This is a genomic window from Polaribacter sp. YIW18, from assembly GCF_057219325.1.
Map to the genome: position 1 here is coordinate 150778 of NZ_JBXVVE010000008.1, position 20798 is coordinate 171575.

Sequence of the window (20798 nt, forward strand, 5' to 3'; positions counted from 1 at the left end):
AAACCTAACAAATATACTTGTTAAAACATGAATGAATTTTAATAGGATGTTAAAGTTTTGTAGCTTTAGCATTCCAAATAAATCTATTAAAATGTCAGATCAAAAAAGAGTATTTTTAGTTGATGCATATGCATTAATTTTTAGAGGATATTATGCATTTATTAAAAACCCAAGAATAAATTCTAAAGGCTTAGATACCTCTGCAATAATGGGCTTTATGAACTCACTTTTAGACGTAATTAAAAGAGAAAAACCAGATAAATTAGCCGTTTGTTTTGACAAAGGTGGCAGTACAGACAGAGTAGAATTATTTGAAGCTTACAAAGCCAATAGAGATGAAACACCTGAAGCCATAAAGTTGGCTGTGCCTTATATTATGGAAATTTTAAAAGCCATGCACATTCCTATTATGGTTAAAGAAGGGTTTGAAGCAGATGATGTTATTGGAACGCTTTCTAAACAAGCAGAAAAAGAAGGTTACCAAACATTTATGGTTACACCAGATAAGGATTTTGCACAATTGGTTTCTGATAATATTTTTATGTACAAACCACGTTTTGGAGGTGGTTATGATGTTTGGGGTATTCCAGAAGTACAAGCAAAATTTGAAGTTACAGATCCTTTACAAGTAATTGATTTTTTAGGAATGATGGGCGATTCTGCAGATAACATTCCAGGTTTACCTGGAGTTGGCGAAAAAACTGCCAAAAAATTCTTAGCGCAATTTGGTTCTATGGAAGCGTTGCTAGAAAATACAGATCAGTTAAAAGGAAAAATGAAAGAAAAAGTAGAAGCCAATAAAGAATTGGGCTTTCTTTCTAAAAAATTAGCTACCATTATGCTAGATGTTCCTGTAACTTTTAATGCAGATGATTTTGAGTTAGTGCAACCAGATATGGAAAAAGTAACCGAACTTTTTAACGAGCTTGAGTTTAGAAATCTTTTAACCAATTTCTTAAAAACCTTTGATGCTAGCACCACAGGCGAAATAAAAAATGAAACAAATGATACTTCGAGCGCAGTTCAGAAGACTCCCAAAAAAGCACCTTCAAACCCAGAAGGTCAGTTTGATTTATTTGCAGCTCCAGGAGCTGGAAGTGTTTCTGAAGCAGATATAGCTGCTGGTTTTAAAACCATAGAAAACACCAATCATTTTTATCAACAGATAGATTCTGCTTTTTCTAGAAAATTATTATTAAAAAAATTAATGGAACAAACTTCGGTTTGTTTTGATACTGAAACTACAGGTTTAAAAGCCTTAGAAGTAGAGTTAATTGGCATTGCATTTTCTTACGAAGCTGGCAAAGGTTATTATGTTTCGTTTCCAGAAGATCAAGCAGAAACCAAAGCTATTTTAGAAGAGTTTAGACCCTTTTTTGAAAGTGATATCGAAAAAATTGGGCACAATTTAAAATATGATATCAAAGTTTTGTCTAATTATAACATGCCTGTAAAAGGCAAGTTGTTTGATACAATGATTGCACACTACTTAATCAATCCAGATATGCGCCATAATATAGATGTTTTGGCAGAAACATATTTGAATTATCAACCTGTTTCTATTACAGCGCTAATTGGTAAAAAAGGAAAAAATCAACTTTCTATGAGAGTAGTGCCTATTGCAGAGCAGACTGAATATGCTGTAGAAGACGCAGACATCACCTTACAATTAAAACACCTATTTACTAGCGAATTAGAAAGTGGCAACGTTACCCAACTTTTTAACGAAATTGAATTGCCACTCGTTTCGGTTTTAACAGCTATGGAAATTGAAGGTATAAATCTAAATACCGATTTTCTAAAAGAATTATCTGTTGCCTTAACGGATGACATCAACTGGTTAGAAAAAAGTATTTATGAGCAAGCAGGAGAAGAATTTAACATTGGTTCGCCTAAGCAATTAGGAATTGTACTTTTTGAAAAATTAGAATTGGTTAAAAAACCAAAAAAAACAAAAACAGGACAGTACAAAACAGGCGAAGACATTTTGTCTTACTTAGCAAAAGACCATCAAATTATAAGAGATATTCAAGAATATCGACAGTATAAAAAATTACAAAGCACCTATGTAGATGCGTTGCCAAATGAAGTAAACTCTAAAACAGGTAGAGTACATACTGCTTATGCACAAGCTGTGGCTGCTACTGGTAGATTAAGTTCTAACAACCCCAATTTACAAAACATTCCTATTAGAACAAAACGTGGTCAAGAAGTACGTAAAGCTTTTGTACCAAGAGACAAAAATTATGTGTTATTAGCAGCAGATTACAGCCAAATAGAATTGCGTATAATAGCTGCTTTAAGCAAAGAAGAAACAATGATTAATGCTTTTAAAAATGGCGAAGATATTCACGCTTCTACCGCTGCAAAAGTGTTTAATGTTCCTTTAGAAGAAGTTACGCGTGAACAACGTAGCAACGCAAAAACCGTAAATTTTGGAATTGTATACGGTGTTTCTGCCTTTGGTTTAAGCAACCAAACCAATCTTTCTAGAAGTGAAGCCAAAGAATTGATTGACACCTATTATGAAACCTACCCAAAATTAAAAGCATACATGGCTGCACAGGTAGATTTTGCTAGAGAAAAAGGCTATGTAGAAACCGTTTTAAACAGACGTAGGTATTTAAAAGATATTAATTCTAGAAATGCTATGGTTAGATCTGGTGCAGAAAGAAATGCCGTAAATGCGCCCATACAAGGATCTGCAGCAGACATTATTAAGTTGGCAATGATTAACATACATAAACGATTTGAAAAAGAAAACTTTACATCTAAAATGTTATTACAAGTGCATGATGAATTGGTTTTTGACGCACATAAAGACGAGCTAGAAACCATCAAACCGATTATAAAATACGAAATGGAAAATGCCTTTAAAATGACGGTTCCATTAGATGTAGAAATTGGTATTGGCCAAAACTGGTTAGAGGCGCATTAAAATTACTTTTCTAGACGTGCTGCATCAATATAAAGAAACCAATATTACCTGCAAATGGGGTTTGTATTATATACTAATGAAACATGAATTCTATCAATAAAGAACCAACAAAACAATAAATAACTGATAATTAACAGATTAAAAAACCTTTGTTTTAACAATTTTTACTATATTTATGGTGCTATAATAAAAAAAAAAATTGGAAAAGCTACCTAAAATTTTTCTAGAACAAAAAACTCACCGAAAAGAAAATCAACTTTTAATTCAGTTTTCTTATCACAAGAAATTGATTGCATTGGTAAGGTCTATAAAAGGGTCTCATTGGAGTAAAAGCTTAAATACTTGGTACATAAAATATTCTCAAGAAAATTTACAAACTATTCTTACTTTTTTTAAAGATATTACAATAGTTGACACTTCTAAACTTCATAAAAAAGAACTTTTTACAAGAAATTTAACTAATGAGCAGAAAAACCTTTTAAATAATTTTTATCTTTTTTTAAAAGGAAAACGTTACAGCCAAAGTACTATTAAAACATATACTTTCTTTATTGCTGATTTTATAAATTTTTACAGAAAAACACCTTTAAATAATTTAACCAATAGAGCTGTAGAGCTTTTTATTGAAAACGTATTTATAACACGCAACTATTCTATTAGCACGCAAAGGCAGTTTATAAGTGCTTTAAAGATTTTTATTGTTTTTTATCCTCATACAGAAATTAATGATTTGGTTTTAGAAAGACCTAAAAAGTCTAGAAAATTACCCAGTGTTTTATCTCAAGAAGAAGTATTAAAAATTATAAGTAGCACCCAAAACCTAAAACATAGAGCCATTTTAGTATTAATTTATTCTTGTGGCTTACGAATTAGTGAATTGGTTAATTTAGAATTGACTGATTTTCATATTCAAAGAAAACAATTAGTTATTAAAAACGGAAAAGGAAGAAAAGACAGGTATGTAAGTTTAGCGGATAGTTTTATTCCGTTACTTTCTAATTACTACCATTCTTACAAACCTAAATTTTATTTTGTTGAAGGTCAAAAAGGTGGAAAATACAGTACTGAAAGTGTACGACAGTTTTTAAAGAAAAGTTGTGTAAAGGCTAATATTAAAAAAACGGTAACACCACATACATTAAGGCATAGCTATGCAACACATTTGCTAGAAAACGGAGTTGATATTAGGTATATACAATCTTTGCTAGGTCATGCCAAACCAGAAACCACTATGATTTACACACATGTTAGAAGAAAAGATTTAATGGAGATACAGAATCCATTAGATATTGCATTACAGAAATTAAAAAAAGAAAATAAAACCAATAATAAACTTGTATTATCCGGAATAATATAACTAAAAACAAATATATTTATTTGGATATAACAAGTTGCCAATAATGCGTGAGCAAGTTTGTGGGAAGAAATATCTGAATAAAAAAAGTGAGTTTTTTAAAGAAAAAAGAAATTCAAAATGTGACTAATTCTGTTGCTGGAATTTTAGAATGCTGAACACTCTCTCGCCTGCAAAATTCTACGTGGGAATTTTGCAAAATGTGGAATTGTAAAACGTGTGAATCAAATCAAACTGGAAAATTACAAACTGCGGAATTGAGCAAAATAAGGAAAAACCAAAATTGCGGAATTTCCAAGCAAACGTGAAATTTAACAAGTTTGTGGAATTAAGATAAATATGAAAAAAAGGAATATATCACTTTGACAAAAAGTTAGATTCTTGGAAAAATGGAAAAAATGGAAATTATTGAACGAAAAAAAAGCACTATTGGCAACACCGTGTATAAAAAATTGCTACTTTTAGCTTAAACAAAAGCAGTTGCAATTTTGCCAACTTCTGAATTTCCGTTGGAAATTCCTCGTTGACAAAATCGCAACTTTTCATACACATAAAACGTTGTATGTAATAACCTGAAAAATGGAAAATAAACCAGAAAACATCCACATTATCTTTAGTGAATATTCAAGAAATACTCTGATAAATAATAAAGAACTAAATATAAAAAACAATAATATTATAAGTTTAGAAGATGATTTAAGAATTGGACCAATTTCTAATTTGAATTCAAATCAAATAACAGACAGAAAAAAATGGTTATCAAACATCTTGAAAAAAACAACTACGGTTGAAAAAATTGTATCAAACGTTGAGAAAGATATTGAAAAAATAGATAGAATATTAAGTAATAAAAAACACAAAACATTTTATCTATGGACTTTTAAAAACGCTCTAGACATTATAAATACAGCAAAACTTATTGCGAAATTAATAGAATTTAAAGTTACTGTCTTTATAATAGATTATAACGAAATTACTCTCGAAAATCAAAAAGGTAATCCGTTTTATCCCAAAAGTCTTGTGGAAGTTAATTCTTCTCATATTAATGAAATTTTTAAGTATTTTAAGCAAATAGAAAAGGAACAATTTATTGAATGGGAGAGTTTATGGAAAAAAATTGAAAATGAAAATTTTTCATTAAGGATTCTTGATAACAATGGAAATATTAAATCTGAAAAGGAATCTTACTTTGATAATATATTAAAATCATTTTGTCAAAAAGAATTTCAAAAACCAGCAAGAATTGTAGGAAAAACACTTATAGAAAGTGATTTTAGTATTTCAGAATGGTATTTAAACTGGAGATTAAAAAAATTGTCTGAAATGAAAATAATAGAAACTAATGGAGAACTAAAAGATATGAGAGATTATGAAGTTAAAATTACTACATACAACACCGTGTAAAATTTATTGCTTTTTAAGGTTTTTCTTGCGAAAAACCTCGCAAACGTAAATGTCTGTATTTATTAGTTATTTTTAGCTAAATTTACGCAACAAACCTTACACCAAAACGTTGTAAGTAATGCCGAAAAACCCAGAAACCGAGTGAATAAAACGATATTTGAAATTACCAAAATGGACTGTCCTTCAGAGGAAAATCTTATCCGAATGAAATTGGACGGAATTTCAAGTATTGCAAATTTGGACTTTGATATTCCGAACCGAAAATTGACCGTTTTTCACAGCGGAGAAATCGACCAAATCGAAAAGTCTGTTATAGAACTGAATCTTGGCGGAAAGAAAATCTCGACCGAACAGACCGACCAAACGGAATTTAAAGAAAACGATAATCAAAAAAAGCTACTTTGGTCTGTACTTGCAATCAATTTTGCCTTTTTCCTTATCGAAATGACAACGGGAATTATCTCAAAATCAATAGGACTTGTTGCAGACAGTTTGGATATGCTTGCCGACAGTTTCGTGTACGGAATTAGTTTGTTTGCGGTTGGAGGAACTATAGTTAAGAAAAAGCGGATTGCAAAACTTGCTGGATATTTTCAAATAACACTTGCGATTATTGGATTTGTGGAAGTTTTAAGAAGATTTTTTGGAGACGAGAAACTTCCCGATTTTTCAACAATGATTATAGTTTCGATTTTTGCACTTATCGCAAACGGAATTTGTCTTTACATTTTGCAAAAGTCAAAAAGCAAAGAAGAGGCTCATATGAAAGCGAGTATGATTTTTACATCAAATGACGAGATTATCAATTTAGGAGTAATAATTGCTGGAATTTTGGTAAATTGGTTGAGTTCGAGTAAACCTGATTTAATTATCGGAACAATCGTTTTTACGTTGGTAATTCAAGGAGCGTTTCGGATTTTGAAATTAAGTAAGTGAATGAAAAAAGCACTACTTACAACAACGTATATAGCTCATAGCTAGTTAGTTGATTAATCGAAGTTAAGGCATATTTGCTAGTCCGCCAAATTTTTTAATTTGGCTTATTGAGAAAAAAGATAATAAGAAAAATTAAAAAATTCGGCTCGTGCTTAACCGAATAATTATCGCTAATTTACACGCTACGAGCCATATACAAAACCGTTGGCTACAATTTTGACCAGTCCTAAATAAATGCATAATCCTTGTTAGATAATTTCATAAAACTTACCTTTGCCTAAGATGGTAAAAAAACTTAAAGACAAAAAGAACAAAAGAATTTTCAGTTTTAACTTTCTTATTTTCCGAAATCAGTCGGATAAATTTATTCCTCCTACCCATTTAATTTCTTCTTAAAAAATTTTCTTATCTAATTAAAAGCGTCTGTAAAACATTATGTCTTTATTCAGACGAATAAACTATATGTTGTGAAACATCAGTTTTCACAGCAAACAATAACTTTTATAAAGTATTTAAAAATGAAATTTCTATCTATAAAAAGACGAACAAAAACAGAAAGCAGGTATTCCCCTAAAATGGGAGTGCTAATAACTCGTGTAACATACATAAAAAAACAAGTGCTTGGTATTTCAGTTAAAACGCTTCATAAATATCGAGAAACATACTATGGAGAAGTAAAAGATTATGATGATTGTAACCTATTCATATAAAAAATAAAAAAATGAAAGTATTAGTAATTGGAGCCGGTAATATGGGCTTAACATATGCTGAAGGAATGTCAACATCTCCTTTACTTAGCAAACATAAGTTAATGATATATGACACCGATTCAAATAAAATTAAAAGTTTAAGCAAAGACGTTAGATTTAACGTGTATAATAATTTAGACGATTGTTTATCCAAAGCAGATATTGTATTTATTGCTGTAAAACCGTATCATAGTAATACTTTGTTTGAGCAAATGAAGCCAATATTAAATGAACAACAAATCTTTGTCTCTTTAATGGCTGGTGTTACAATAGATACTATTCAACAAAAATTAGGCTCAAAAAAAATAATTCGCACTATGCCAAACCTACCAGCTCAGGTAGGTAAAGGGGTTACCTCTTACACAGAATCTAAAGCAATTTCAAAAGTAGAACTTATTCTTGTTCGTAATTTATTAGATACCACAGGGACTTCAATTCATGTAGAAACCGAAAACTATATTGATGCCTCAACAGGTATTTCTGGCAGTGGACCTGCGTATGTGTTTTATTTTATGCAGTCTATGTTAGAAGCAGCTTTAAAACTGGGGTTTTCAGATTACGATTCAAAAATATTGGTCACTAACACTTTTGAGGGTGCCATAGAATTATTTAACCAAGCTGATCTCTCGCCAGAAAAATGGATTAATCGTGTCGCTTCAAAAGGAGGCACAACACGTGCTGCCATTGACTCGATGGAAGGTAATAATGTAAACCAACTTATTAAAGATGCAGCCTACGCTGCGTTTGAGAGAGCTGTAGAATTAGGTAAAGAAAATTAATAGAATGAGTAAAGAAATAAAACGGGTAGTTGTAAAAGTAGGAACCAACGTATTAACAAATAAAGATAACAGGATAGTAGGATCTGTACTGAGAGAACTAGTAAGACAAATTGGCATTTTACATGATGATGGTATTAGTGTAATCCTTGTATCGTCGGGATCAGTTATAGCAGGAAAAGAAATATTGGGAAATATAAAGATAAAAGATAAATCTATTAGGAGACAAGTGTATTCTTCTGTTGGTCAACCACGTATGATGCGTCATTATTATGAGATAGTTCATGATTATGGAATGCGATGCGCGCAAATTTTGGCTACGAAACGTGATTTTGATCCTGGCAAACACCGCGATAATTTGATAAACTGCTATGAAGGACTACTATCTGAAGGAATTATACCAATTGCTAACGAAGATGATGCAGTATCATTAACAATGTCTATGTTTTCTGATAATGATGAATTGGCTAGTTTAGTTGCAGAACTTCTTGATGCAGATTTATTAATTATTCTTTCGGATACTGATGGCTTATATACTGGACATCCAGATGATGATGAATCTAAAATTATAAGCGAAGTAAGAACAAATGAAAACGTAGAAAAATACGTACAATCCTCTGAAAAAACAGAAGGAGAAGGGCGTGGTGGTATGGCCTCCAAATTAAAAATAGCCAAAGGCACTGCGAACAAAGACATAACAACTTATATAGCAAATGGCAAACAAGAGAATGTAATTATAGATATAATAAACGATAAAAAAGTTGGTACCAAGTTTATTACTGCCTAGAATAATCTCTAAAAAACAAATAAATGAAACTTTTAAATACAGATATAAAAAATAACGTTTTAAAATCTATGACTGAGATTTTAGAGCACAAACGAAAACGTATCATTATTGAAAACAAAAAGGATTTAGATGCTTTTCAAAGAGAAGATCAAGCACTTTACGACAGACTTGTCGTTAACGACAAGAAAATAGATGAAATGATTAGAGCGGTGGAAGATGTTATGAAACAAGACGATCCAGTAGATAAGGAAATATCTAATAGAACCTTAAAAAATAATCTTAACATTGTAAACACCACAGCACCTTTTGGCACCATTCTTATCATATATGAATCTAGACCAGATGTTACCATAGAGGCTGCGGTATTAGCCTTTAAAGCCAATAATAAGATCTTATTAAAAGGAGGTAAAGAAGCGTTTAACAGCAATGGTATTTTAGAAAAATGTTGGCACGAAGCCTTAGAAGCGAATGGTCTTTCAAAAGATTGGATAAAACTATTACACCTCAAACGTGAAGAAACACAGGAGTTTTTAAGAAATCCAACAGAACCGCTAGATTTAATAGTTCCGCGTGGTGGCGAACGATTAATTAATTTTGTTAAAACGTACGCAACTTGCGCGGTATTAGTTAGCGGTAGAGGAAATAACTTTTTATATATTTCTGAAAATGCAGATTGGAGCAAAGCAGTTAATGTGATTATTAATGCTAAAACAGATAAAATTTCAGGCTGTAATGCATTAGACAAAGTTTTAATAAATAAAAACCTTCCAGAATATGCAATAAAGTTGAGAATGCTTCAAGAAAAACTAGAAATGCACAATGTTGAAATTTTAGTTGACGATAAAGTTTCTGATGTTCTTTCTAAAAAAGAAAAAGTTAAAAGTATAGATGTATGGTACGAAGAGTTTTTAGCTTTAAAATTATTAATTGGCGAAGTAGACACTTTAGATGAGGCTATTGATATTATCAATAAGTTCTCTGGCAAACATTCAGCATCAATAATTACTGAAGACAAAACCGAAGCTATGAACTTTATGCAAAATGTTGATAGTGCAGCTGTATATCATAACGCTTCTACACGATTTACAGACGGTGGACAAATGGGCGTTGGTGCAGAATTGGCAATCAGTACAGATAAACTTCATCATAGAGGTCCATTAGGATTAAAGCAACTAGTTACTAATAAATACTATGTTTTTGGTGATGGGCATGTAAGAATTTAAAAAACACTTCTGTTTTTAAATGTTAACAATAAAAATAACTTTTTAAAAGTACATCAAAGTGTTAAAAAATAAAAATTCAGAAAATAGCCAAAGGAACTAAAAACTACAATCAGTACTTTGGAGTGTGGATTTACACTGGATTTTTTTAATTGAATAAAAAACAACCTTTTAGATTTGATATATCGTTAAATAAGCATAAAGCTCAATTAAAAACAAATACCGAAAGTGAAAGGCTCCAATTTTTTAAGGAAATCAGAAAAGTTTTTTTTGGTAAATCAAACGACTTGCCGAAAAGAATGAATAATAAAAATTTACATGAAATATAAAACTGAAGAAAATAAAAACTGTAGTCAACAAGGTATAAAATTAATTGCTGGTATTAGCCTACTTACGAAAGTCCTCACAGACTTTCTATCTGTGATTTATTCACTAACTTTAGTGCTTAAACCACGCAACTAATCTTATACATAAACGTTACAAGTAAGCCGAAGAAACAAACCAACGACAGAATGAAAGGAAAGTTTTTGTTGCATAAAGACAAAGAAGAAAAAGGAAAAGCCAGCCCACAAAAGCAAGAGTTTAGCTGCTCTTCTCCTTCAGCCGTCACTTCGCAGCCACACACATGCTTTTTCACCCCAACTTTCGAATTGAAAATCACTTCTATTAAAAGTCATTTCAAACCTAATTTTTTCAGCTTCACTCAATTTTCCGAGAAATATTAGAATAACATATTCTATGTTTGACTTATCAAACAATTAAAGCATTATTAAATGAAGAATAATTTTAGAATAATGATAACAATAACAAAAAAAAATGCAATGAAAAGTCCGATTTTATTTTTTACTATTCTAATAACAATACTAAGTAGTTGTAAAAAGGATGATGTTAAAAACAATTCAGAAGAATGTTATTCAAATACTAATGCACAGACTTTAGTTCATGACAATATTAACAGGGAATATGTATTATATATACCAAACTCTTATGATGGGACTTCTGCAGTTCCTTTGTTAGTTAATTTCCATGGTTTTGGAGGTAGTGCAAGTGAATTTATGAGCTATGCTGATATGCGTTCAATAGCAGAAACTGATACTTTTATTTTAGCCTATCCTCAAGGAAGCTGTTTAGACGGTTCATCTCATTGGAATGCTTGTCCAACTGGTGGAGACAATAAAAGTGATGCTGATGATTTTGGCTTTGTTGAATCCATGATTAATGAGATTTCATCGCAATACAACATAGATATGGAAAGAATTTATGCTGCTGGATACTCAAACGGTGGCATGATGGCATATGGACTTGCGAATTATAAAAGTGATTTAATTGCTGCGGTAGCATCTGTTTCCGGTGTAATGTTAGATTGTACTGGACCTACAAGTCATCCAATGCCAGTAGTGCATCTTCACGGAACTTCTGATGGTGTACTACCCTATAATGGTGGTGATGGTTGGAACTCTGCACAAAGTACATTGGAGCATTGGATTAATTTCAATAATACAGTTTTAACCCCTACTGTAATAAGTGACAACAATATTGAACATTATGTTTATGATCAAGGAGATAGCTTAGTTTCTGTGGAACATTACAAATATATTGGAGGAGACCATGTTTGGTTTAATTCAACTTTTCAAGGTCAAAATACATCTGAATTGGTTTGGAACTTCGTATCACGCTTTGACATAAATGGTTTGAGATAAAGAATAAATACATTAAAACAACAACAACTATAAGCAATAGCATTCCTATATGAAGTTATTGTTTGTAGTCAAAAGGTTTATAAATAATGCTTTTAAAAGCTTATAAAATACATCTCATTAGTGCAGTTTCTGCCGTAGGAATTTCATGCTTGTATAATTTCGTTTTCTTATTTAATCTCTACGAACTCTTCCAAACTACCTCATTTATCCAATTCACCACAGATGAAAACATTAAATTCATACATGCTTTGGCATGGATTTTTAGTGTTTTTGTTGTTGTTTATTGTGTAATCCTTTTCAACTACTCATGGAAAGAAAGTTTTATCAGAAAAAATTTAAAAGGATGGAATAAACAATTTGTAAACATTACCACCAACATTTTTCTTTATCTTCTTCTTTCCCTTTTAGCTTATATTCTATTTAGATCTCTTCCCCATAATGTCGAAGTATATTCGATAGTCTTTTTTCTGGAAAAATTCATTTTAGCTGAAATTTCTGCGCTAATTATAGCGTCCTTGCTCATAGCAAATAGAACCGCAAAACGGAATAAGGAGGTTATGGTACAATTGCAAATTGAAAACAAAAAAGCTGAGCTTCAAGGTCTAAAAGAACAAATCAGCCCTCATTTTTTCTTTAATACACTGAATTCTCTAAGTGCTGTTATTCGAACTGCCGAGAAAAGTGATAGCCTTGAATTTGTGGAGAAGTTGTCTCAGGTTTACCGCTATATTCTTGATAGTGGAGATAATAACACTGTGAGCATAAAAGAAGAAATTGGTTTTTTAAATGATTATTCCTATTTATTGCATAAAAGATTTGGCAATAATTTTAGCATTGATAACAAGATAGACAGTAAAATATTGGAAAATAAGATACCACCATTGGCATTACATGTATTGTTTGAAAACGTAACTAAACACAATAAACTTCTTAGTTCAAGTCCTGTGAAAATATCAATATTAAACACGGATGATTATATTTATTTTAAAAATGAGTTGAGAAAGAAAGAAAATGTTGCGAGTCACGGTTCAGGATTAAGTAACCTTAATAAAAGGTATCAGATGATTTGCGGGAAGGAAATCGAAATTTCTGAAAAAAATAACGAATTTTGTGTTAAAATACCAATTATAAAATGAATGTAATACTGGTTGAAGATGAGTTAAGTGCAAGTCAAAACATGCTTGCCATTTTTAAGGAATTGGATATTGAGATTAATGTATTGGCTTGTCTTGAAAGCATTGAAGATGCCGTTAAATGGATAGAATCAAACCCAAAACCCGAACTTGGTTTTTTTGATATTCAGCTTGCAGACGGTACTTCATTTGAAATTTTCGACAAAACAGAAGTATCATTTCCTGTGGTATTTACAACCGCTTTTGATGAATATGCAATCAAAGCTTTCAAAGTGAACAGTATTGATTATATTTTAAAACCGATTAAAAAATCAGATGTTGAATTTGCCCTTAACAAATATCAGCATTCACAAAAGCAAACCATTTATGACAAAAAACTTTTAGATGTTTTGCATACTTTAACAAAGAAAGCAGACAATGAAAAAAGGACTATTCTGATAAAAAAATATGATGGTTTCATACCTGTTTCTGTTTCTGATTTTGCTTTGTTCTATATTGAAAACGGCATTGTTTACGGTCTGACCCACCTAGAAGAAAAATATGTTATTGACGAGACTTTGGATGATTTGGAAAAAAACCTAAATCAATCTGATTTCTTCAGGGCTAACCGACAGTTTATTTCATCAAGAAAAACGATAATTGAAGTAAGCAATTATTTTAACAGGCGATTGTTGTTGAACACAAAACCAAAAACAAAAGAGCAAATATTGATAAGCAAAGCGAGAGTAAATATTTTCAGACAATGGTTAGAAATGTAAAATCCAATCACACGGCATCCCTTCGCTTTAAGGCACATTTGGCATTACTCACAAATTATTTAATTTCAATGGAGTTCGTGAATACTTTGTATTTCCCGCAATGCTTGCCCTCAATCCTAAAATGCCAAAAGAGCCTTCAAGCCCATCCCACTCCAACGCACGGACAGAAAGACAATGCAGCAAAAATTAAAGACAGATTAAGGAATGACAAGAACGGCCAGCTTGTAACACGGTATATAAAACATTGGGCAGATAGTGCTAAATTTCAAGTGTGTAGCTCGCATTTAACTTTGTGCGGTTTGACAGTGATTCGCTCCGTATTGCCCAACTTTTCATATACCCATCCGTTGTAACCAATTAAAACACAGATGACGTAAAGATGTCATATAAATGACGACACCAATGCCAATGCTTTTATTTAGCTTTGCTTTCAACAATTAAACATCACACAATTGAAGAATAAAGATTTAGCAAAAAGAGTAAAAGAATTAAGAAAGCGAAACGGAATGTCACAAGAACTCTTGGCTGAAAATTCTGGTTTAAGTTTACGGACAGTTCAAAGAATTGAAAATGGTGAAACCCAACCTACTGGAGATTCTATTAAAAGATTATCTAGCGCCTTAAATGTTACACCTAACGAATTAATAGATTGGCAAATTATTGAAGATAGTAAAGCTTTATTACTATTGAATTTATCCCAACTAGGTTTTATAGCATTTCCATTGCTTGGTATATTAATTCCATTAATTATTTGGACTTCTAAAAAAGATAAGATAAAAGACATAGACTATGTCGGAAAATCCATTTTAAATTTTCAAATATCTTGGACACTACTTTTGTTTTTATTAGTTATTGGTCTTTTTCTTACCTCAAAGCTTGAACTAACAACTATTTCTTTTGCTGGAATACTAATAACTATCAGCGTAATGTATTTTATAAATTTTATAGTTATAATATCTAATACTTTCAGATATCATAATGGGAAATCCGTAAAGTATACATCAGTGTTTCAATTCTTAAGTTAATCTCAACTGAATTTCTCTTCTTTAAAAAGCAACTATGAATAAATTTTATTATAAAGCGACTATCGAACTTGTCTTACGCCAATGTGTTTTTATTATCATAAATATTTATGGACTATCTAAATTATTAGGTGGTCAATTTTATATGAAAGGAAAATTACCTACTGAAATTGCTAATACAACTTTAGGTGAGGCAAGTGGATTTTCATTGGCTTGGACATTTATGGGACATTCATATACTTATATTTTGTTCGTTGGTATTTTTCAACTTTTAGGAGCTTGGTTTCTATTATGGAATAAAACAAAATTGATAGGAGTATTGATTTTATTACCTATAATGGTAAACATAATTGTATTCGATATTATTTTTCTTGATGTATATCCAGCTTTAGCAAATGCCATAATAGTTCTTTTAATGTTATTATTAATTCTATTTTTCAATAGAGAAATAGTAAAAGATATTGTCATTAAGCTTACTAGCTTTCATTCAAAAACTAGAATTCCTATTAAAAAAAGATTAATCACTTTTGGAATTACTATTCTATTTATTGTATTAATTTTCAGTTTTGATTCATTCATTGAATACTGGCTTGGAGCAAGTACTGAAAAGATAATAGAATAATAACTGGTTACAACACCGTGTATAAAAAATTGCTACTTTTAGCTTAATCAAAGTTGGTTGCTTTTTTGCAATCTTATATTTTCCTGCGGAAAATAACGATGGCACAAAATCGCAACTTTCCATAACACAAAACCGTTATGCCTAACTAAAAATCCCGTTTCATAACATAATTCAGATTAAATGATTGTATCTTTGATAGTATCAAATGATAGTATCAAGAAAATGAAACCACCTTACGAAATAACATCTTCTATTTTAAAATTAATAACCTCTATTTCAGAGAAAATAGGAGAAGTAAATGCTAATTTATTAAACAGACCTTCACCTAAATTGAGAAAACAGAATAGAATTAAAACTATTCATTCTTCATTAAAAATAGAAGGAAACACACTTACAGAAGAACAAATAACAGCACTTCTTGAAAACAAAAGAGTTATTGGTCCTAAAAAAGATGTTCTTGAAGTTCTAAATGCAATCAAAATCTATGAAAATTTAGAAAATTTCAATCCTTCTAATGAAAAATCCTTTTTAGAAGCACATCAAAAACTAATGGAAGGTTTAATTGAAAATTCTGGAAAATATAGGACTCAAAGTGTCGGAATTGTAAAAGGCTCTAAAGTTGAGCATTTAGCACCACCATTTGAAAATGTGCCATACTTAATGAAAGACCTTTTTGAATATTTGAAAAAGTCTGATGAAATTGAATTAATTAAAAGTTGTGTTTTCCATTACGAAATGGAATTTATACATCCATTCTTGGATGGAAATGGCAGAATGGGAAGATTATGGCAAACTTTAATTTTAATGGAAAAATATCCAATATTTGAGTTTTTACCTTTTGAAACCTTAATCAGTAATGACCAAGAAAAATATTACAAAGCTTTGGCTGAAAGTGATAAATCTGGAAAATCAACTAAGTTTATTGAATATATGCTAAACGTTATTGACATTTCAATAAGTCAACTATTAGATTTTAATAATCGAACATTAAATGAAAAAGATAGATTAGAATACTATATTTCATTAAATAAAACTGAATTTACAAGAAAAGATTATATGGATATTTTTAAAGATATTTCTTCAGCAACTGCAAGTAGAGATTTAAAGAATGGAGCAGAATTGAATTTATTTGAAAAAATAGGAGAAAAAAATAAAACAATCTATCGTTTGAAATAACTGGGCACAACACCGTATAAAATTAATGGCTAGTTATCGTCTACTTACGAAAATTCTCGCGGATTTTCTATTCAGTTTATATTTGCTAAATTAGGTTCTTAAACACGCCACTAATCTTATACAAACACGTTGTAAGTAATTTAAGAACTGTACTTTCCTGAAATAGGTTGACTAAAAATTTATCAATTAATGATAGTCACTTATGAAAAATCAAAATGAACACTGGCAGAAAAGAAAGTACCAAAAAGTAACTTTAGAAACCAAATTATTCGTCGTTGACCAAATTCAAAATGGTCAAATATCAACAAACTTCGCTTCCAAAAAATATGATGTTCCTAAAACTACTATTGGGTATTGGATTAAAAAATATAGTACCTTAGTATAACAAAATAATGGTATGAGTAAAAACGATGAAATCAAAAAATTAAAGGAAAAAATTAAAGAATTGGAGTTTGAAAAAGACTTTCAGCAAGATATTATTGCGGATATGGAAATCATTACTGGTGTCGATTTAGCAAAAAAGTCGTTGTCCAAAACATTAGCAAAAGAGATAGAACTAAAAAAGAAAAACATTTTAAAACAAAATGGATCTATAAATGTTTTGGGATCTCTAAACAAGCATTCTACAAAAGACACAAAACACTAATAAAAAAGAATTAGACAATAAAAAACTAAGCTTAATGGTGCCAGTATCGTAAAAAAGTAGGCTCTAAAACGGGTGGAATTAAACTCTATAATGAACTCAAATCTCAAATGATTGAACAAAACATAAACATAGGAAGAGATAAGTTCTATCGATTTTTAAGGCTCAATAATTTATTAATCCCGAAAAGAAAAAACTACCTCACAACTACCAATTCTAATCATATATTTAGAAAATATAAGAACATTGTAAAAGATAAAATCCCAACTCGTCCAGAACAGCTTTGGGTAAGTGATATTACTTATATCAAAACAGAAAATGGCCACAACTATTTAGCTATTGTAACAGACGCTTTTTCTAAACAAATTATGGGCTATAAAATTGATAATCATATGAAAACATCGCTTTGTAAAGACGCCTTGGATATGGCAATTAAAAATAGAAAATATCCTAATAAAAAAATCATTCATCATTCTGACAGGGGATTCCAATACTGCAATCCTAAGTACACTAAATTCGCTGAAAAAAATGGAATTATGATGAGTATGACTGAACAATATGACCCGTATGAAAATGCTATTGCTGAAAGAATTAATAGAACCCTAAAATATGAATATGGACTTTTAGAATCTATTAAAAATACAGAGATAGCTCATAAAATAACTAAACAAGCTGTATATATTTATAATAATTTAAGAACCCATTTTAGCCTTGATTTAAGAAAACCTGCTGAAGTACATCTCAATCCCAATATAAAATACAAATCGTATAGAAAAAATAATGTAAATTTGACTGAACTCGAAATTTAAACAATAAGCAGTTCAAGCTATTTTTTGCCTTCTAAACGGCTTAAAAATATCGTTTGAATGTATTAATTAAACCTAAAAAAAGGTCAACCGATATCAGTATAATAGAATATTTTAAAACCTTATTTAAGGTTTAAATGTCTTATAAGCTTTTCTTGACGCCTTTTAGCAATTGGTAAAGAAAGATTGTTTTCAAACTCACAATAATTCCCTGAAGTTTTATTAATATTTTTTATTTTTTTTAGGTTGATAATATACTTATGATGTATTCTAAAAAAGTTTTTATTATTTGAGAGTAAGGCTTCATACTCTCCTAAATTTCTACAGGAAACTCTTTTTTCATTATTTGAGAGGTGAAAATTGGTATATCTACCATCTGCTTCACAATAAACTAAATCTGATAATTTTAATAATTCAATTTTTTTTGTACTTGCAATAGCTAAAAAATCTAATTTTACAGAAGGTTTTTCTATTATGGTAGAGTTCTTTAAAATTCTTGAAACAGCTCTGTTTGAAGCTGCAATTAAATCATTTATTTCAATTGGTTTTTTTACAAAATCTACAGCCTGATACTTGATTGCTTTTAGAGCAAATTTTTCATGTGAACTTACAAATACTATTTGACTGGAGAGATTATCTAAATGATCAATTAAATAAAATGCATTTGAATTGTCTAACTCTATGTCTAGAAAAAGTATTTCTGGTTGAAGATCATTATATAAACTTATAGCTTTATCTATAGATGTTGCAGCCCCGATTACTTCTATATTATGACAATATCTTTGCAAATATATTTTTAGAATATTTAAATTATCTAAATCATCATCAACTACTATTGCTGTAAATTTTTTTATCATCATTATAAAGTTAATTCAATACATCTATTTTCTTAAAAAATACACTAATTCAGTTTGATTTTTTTTATGAATTGTAATAAAAACATTATAACACAACCTTAAGAGAAACTTATTTAAAAGTATCGTCTTAGAATAACATTATTATTTTCAAACTCAATTTTAAAAATTGAATATGAATTAATGCTTAACTATAAAATGGGGGAAGGATCAGTGTAGGTTTACAAAAAAAATACTACATTTATAAAGACGAAAGTAGAAAAATTAAATTATAATACACTTATTATTTTTCATTTTTTTTTGTAACAAACATCAAATTATTGTAATAAACGGTAAATATATAAGTTAATCGGTTTTTTTATTTTGATGCTAAAGGTGTTTACACCATGCCTTTTAAAATACTTATTTTTTTTACTTCAGAATTATAAGTAACTTTACTTTATAAGCTAATCTGTACTTTTTTTTGAAGATTAATTTTGGTTACATAAATGAACCCAAAACGCCCTGTACTTTAAAAGTATTGCGCAATATATATCTTTTTTGATATTAATCTAACAAACATTACTGCTAATAAAATGAAAAACTCAAATATTAAATTTTGTAGAATAAATTGGTTAATTATTACTCTTTTACTTTTTAACAATCTACTTAGTTTTAATTTATTTTCACAAAAAGAATATGTTGCTTTAAATCGCTTAAAAATCGATATAACCAAAAAACTGCCAAAAAACAATTACATAAATAAACATAACAACTTATCAGAAAACTATTGGTGTCTCAATTTAGATACGTCAAAAGTTTATACAGAAAGCGCATTGCAAGGTACAAAAGACAATAATTATCCTTCAGGCAAAGCCAAAGTTCTAAAAAATATTGGTGTTGTATCTCATCATTCTATTGACAAAAAATACGAAGACACTATTTTTATGGAAAACAACGCACGTGCAGAAATAAAAATTAAATATGAATCTGAACAAAAAGATAAAGAAACTATTAAAACAAATGAGTTAATTATACAAAAACAAAAAAACACCAGAAATATATTAATAGCAACTACTGTTATTTTTGCACTTATTGCTCTTTTTCTGTTTTATAAATACTATTCGAAACGTCAATTAGCTCGAATGTTAACAATTAAGAATAAAGCAATTACTAAACAAAAAAGAAATCTTGATATTGCCAACCAAACAAAAAGCAAACTTTTTAGTGTAATCTCTCATGAACTTATTAATCCTTTTAATGCTATTATTGGTTATACCAATTTATTAGCAAGTGATTATGCTCATTTTAGTGAAACACAAAGACAAGAAATTATTGCTACTATAAACAAATCGTCTACAGTAACGTATCATCTTGTAAAAAATTTATTAGATTGGGCTAGAACCCAACAAAATAGCATAACTGTAGATAAAAAAAACTATAATGTTAAAGATTTAGTAGAGCATGCAATAGCCCCTTTTATGTTCTATGCAAAAAATAAAGAAAATACAATTAATTTTAATTTAGAAGTAACAGAAATTGAAACTGATAGTACACTTTTAAAAACCATTATTGCTAACCTTTTTATGAACGCTGTAAAATTTTCTTATGCGACTAAGCAAATTATAATAAGTTCTTTTATAGACGAAAATAAAAGGAACGTTATATCAATAAAAGATTTTGGCGTAGGAATGTCTGAAGAACTTATACAAAATTTATCTAATAAAAATGTACTTACACAATCTGTTAGAGGAACAAATAAAGAAAAAGGTACTGGCTTAGGCTTAATGGTTTGTTACGAATTTATTGAGCTATTGAATGGTAAACTAGAAATAAATAGCGCTGTTGGAATTGGCACAACCATTAACCTGGTTTTTTAAAAGATAATTTTGATAAAGCCTTAAATCTGTTCTAAAACTTGCTTATTAGCCTAGTTTATTA

Annotated in this window: 18 protein-coding genes; 17 read left to right on the plus strand and 1 reads right to left on the minus strand. The window is 29.8% G+C overall.

Features of this window, described 5'->3' with window-relative positions; translation table 11 throughout:
• Nucleotides 1-91: 91 nt before the first annotated feature.
• From polA to AC2D6T_RS09960, 16 genes are all read left to right on the plus strand, one after another.
• A complete protein-coding gene (gene polA / locus AC2D6T_RS09885) occupies nt 92-2938 on the plus strand; it encodes a DNA polymerase I (protein ID WP_484681372.1) in 2847 nt (948 codons plus the stop codon).
• Between the two features lie 286 nt (nt 2939-3224).
• On the plus strand, nt 3225-4295 hold the full coding sequence (xerA, locus tag AC2D6T_RS09890) for a site-specific tyrosine recombinase/integron integrase (protein ID WP_484681373.1): 1071 nt from the start codon (nt 3225-3227) through the stop codon (nt 4293-4295).
• Nucleotides 4296-4871: 576 nt separating this feature from the next.
• Nucleotides 4872-5696, plus strand: a complete 825-nt coding sequence (locus tag AC2D6T_RS09895; protein WP_484681374.1) for a DUF3658 domain-containing protein — start codon at nt 4872-4874, stop codon at nt 5694-5696.
• 141 nt (nt 5697-5837) lie between these two features.
• Nucleotides 5838-6632, plus strand: coding sequence for a cation efflux transmembrane domain-containing protein (locus AC2D6T_RS09900; protein ID WP_484681375.1), 795 nt, complete (start codon nt 5838-5840; stop codon nt 6630-6632).
• Nucleotides 6633-7353: 721 nt separating this feature from the next.
• Nucleotides 7354-8160: a pyrroline-5-carboxylate reductase gene (gene proC / locus AC2D6T_RS09905; RefSeq protein ID WP_484681376.1), complete on the plus strand. Its 807-nt coding sequence runs from the start codon at nt 7354-7356 to the stop codon at nt 8158-8160.
• Nucleotides 8161-8164: 4 nt separating this feature from the next.
• Nucleotides 8165-8944: a glutamate 5-kinase gene (gene proB / locus AC2D6T_RS09910; RefSeq protein WP_484681377.1), complete on the plus strand. Its 780-nt coding sequence runs from the start codon at nt 8165-8167 to the stop codon at nt 8942-8944.
• A 23-nt stretch (nt 8945-8967) separates the two neighbouring features.
• A complete protein-coding gene (locus AC2D6T_RS09915) occupies nt 8968-10167 on the plus strand; it encodes a glutamate-5-semialdehyde dehydrogenase (RefSeq protein WP_484681378.1) in 1200 nt (399 codons plus the stop codon).
• Between the two features lie 509 nt (nt 10168-10676).
• Nucleotides 10677-10889, plus strand: coding sequence for a hypothetical protein (locus tag AC2D6T_RS09920; RefSeq protein WP_484681379.1), 213 nt, complete (start codon nt 10677-10679; stop codon nt 10887-10889).
• Between the two features lie 96 nt (nt 10890-10985).
• A complete protein-coding gene (locus AC2D6T_RS09925; protein ID WP_484681380.1) occupies nt 10986-11864 on the plus strand; it encodes an extracellular catalytic domain type 1 short-chain-length polyhydroxyalkanoate depolymerase in 879 nt (292 codons plus the stop codon).
• Nucleotides 11865-11950: 86 nt separating this feature from the next.
• Nucleotides 11951-13000, plus strand: coding sequence for a sensor histidine kinase (locus AC2D6T_RS09930; RefSeq protein WP_484681381.1), 1050 nt, complete (start codon nt 11951-11953; stop codon nt 12998-13000).
• The gene (locus AC2D6T_RS09935) at nt 12997-13755 is read left to right on the plus strand and encodes a LytR/AlgR family response regulator transcription factor (RefSeq protein ID WP_484681382.1); all 759 of its coding nucleotides are present in this window, start codon (nt 12997-12999) and stop codon (nt 13753-13755) included. Before AC2D6T_RS09930 ends, AC2D6T_RS09935 begins: the two co-directional genes overlap by 4 nt.
• Nucleotides 13756-14207: 452 nt before the next feature.
• Nucleotides 14208-14780: a magnetosome magnetite crystal formation protein family gene (locus tag AC2D6T_RS09940; protein ID WP_484681383.1), complete on the plus strand. Its 573-nt coding sequence runs from the start codon at nt 14208-14210 to the stop codon at nt 14778-14780.
• A 34-nt stretch (nt 14781-14814) separates the two neighbouring features.
• Nucleotides 14815-15399: a hypothetical protein gene (locus tag AC2D6T_RS09945; RefSeq protein WP_484681384.1), complete on the plus strand. Its 585-nt coding sequence runs from the start codon at nt 14815-14817 to the stop codon at nt 15397-15399.
• A gap of 222 nt (nt 15400-15621) precedes the next feature.
• Nucleotides 15622-16575, plus strand: a complete 954-nt coding sequence (locus tag AC2D6T_RS09950; RefSeq protein WP_484681393.1) for a Fic family protein — start codon at nt 15622-15624, stop codon at nt 16573-16575.
• Nucleotides 16576-16972: 397 nt separating this feature from the next.
• Nucleotides 16973-17221, plus strand: a complete 249-nt coding sequence (locus AC2D6T_RS09955) for a hypothetical protein (RefSeq protein ID WP_484681385.1) — start codon at nt 16973-16975, stop codon at nt 17219-17221.
• 77 nt (nt 17222-17298) lie between these two features.
• Nucleotides 17299-18027, plus strand: coding sequence for an IS3 family transposase (locus AC2D6T_RS09960; RefSeq protein WP_484681394.1), 729 nt, complete (start codon nt 17299-17301; stop codon nt 18025-18027).
• Nucleotides 18028-18146: 119 nt separating this feature from the next.
• Here AC2D6T_RS09960 and AC2D6T_RS09965 read toward each other — a convergent pair whose 3' ends face one another.
• Nucleotides 18147-18884, minus strand: a complete 738-nt coding sequence (locus AC2D6T_RS09965) for a LytR/AlgR family response regulator transcription factor (protein WP_484681386.1) — start codon at nt 18882-18884, stop codon at nt 18147-18149.
• A gap of 569 nt (nt 18885-19453) precedes the next feature.
• On the opposite strand from AC2D6T_RS09965, the gene AC2D6T_RS09970 reads away from it, so the two are divergent.
• Nucleotides 19454-20737: a sensor histidine kinase gene (locus AC2D6T_RS09970; protein ID WP_484681387.1), complete on the plus strand. Its 1284-nt coding sequence runs from the start codon at nt 19454-19456 to the stop codon at nt 20735-20737.
• Nucleotides 20738-20798 lie beyond the last annotated feature (61 nt).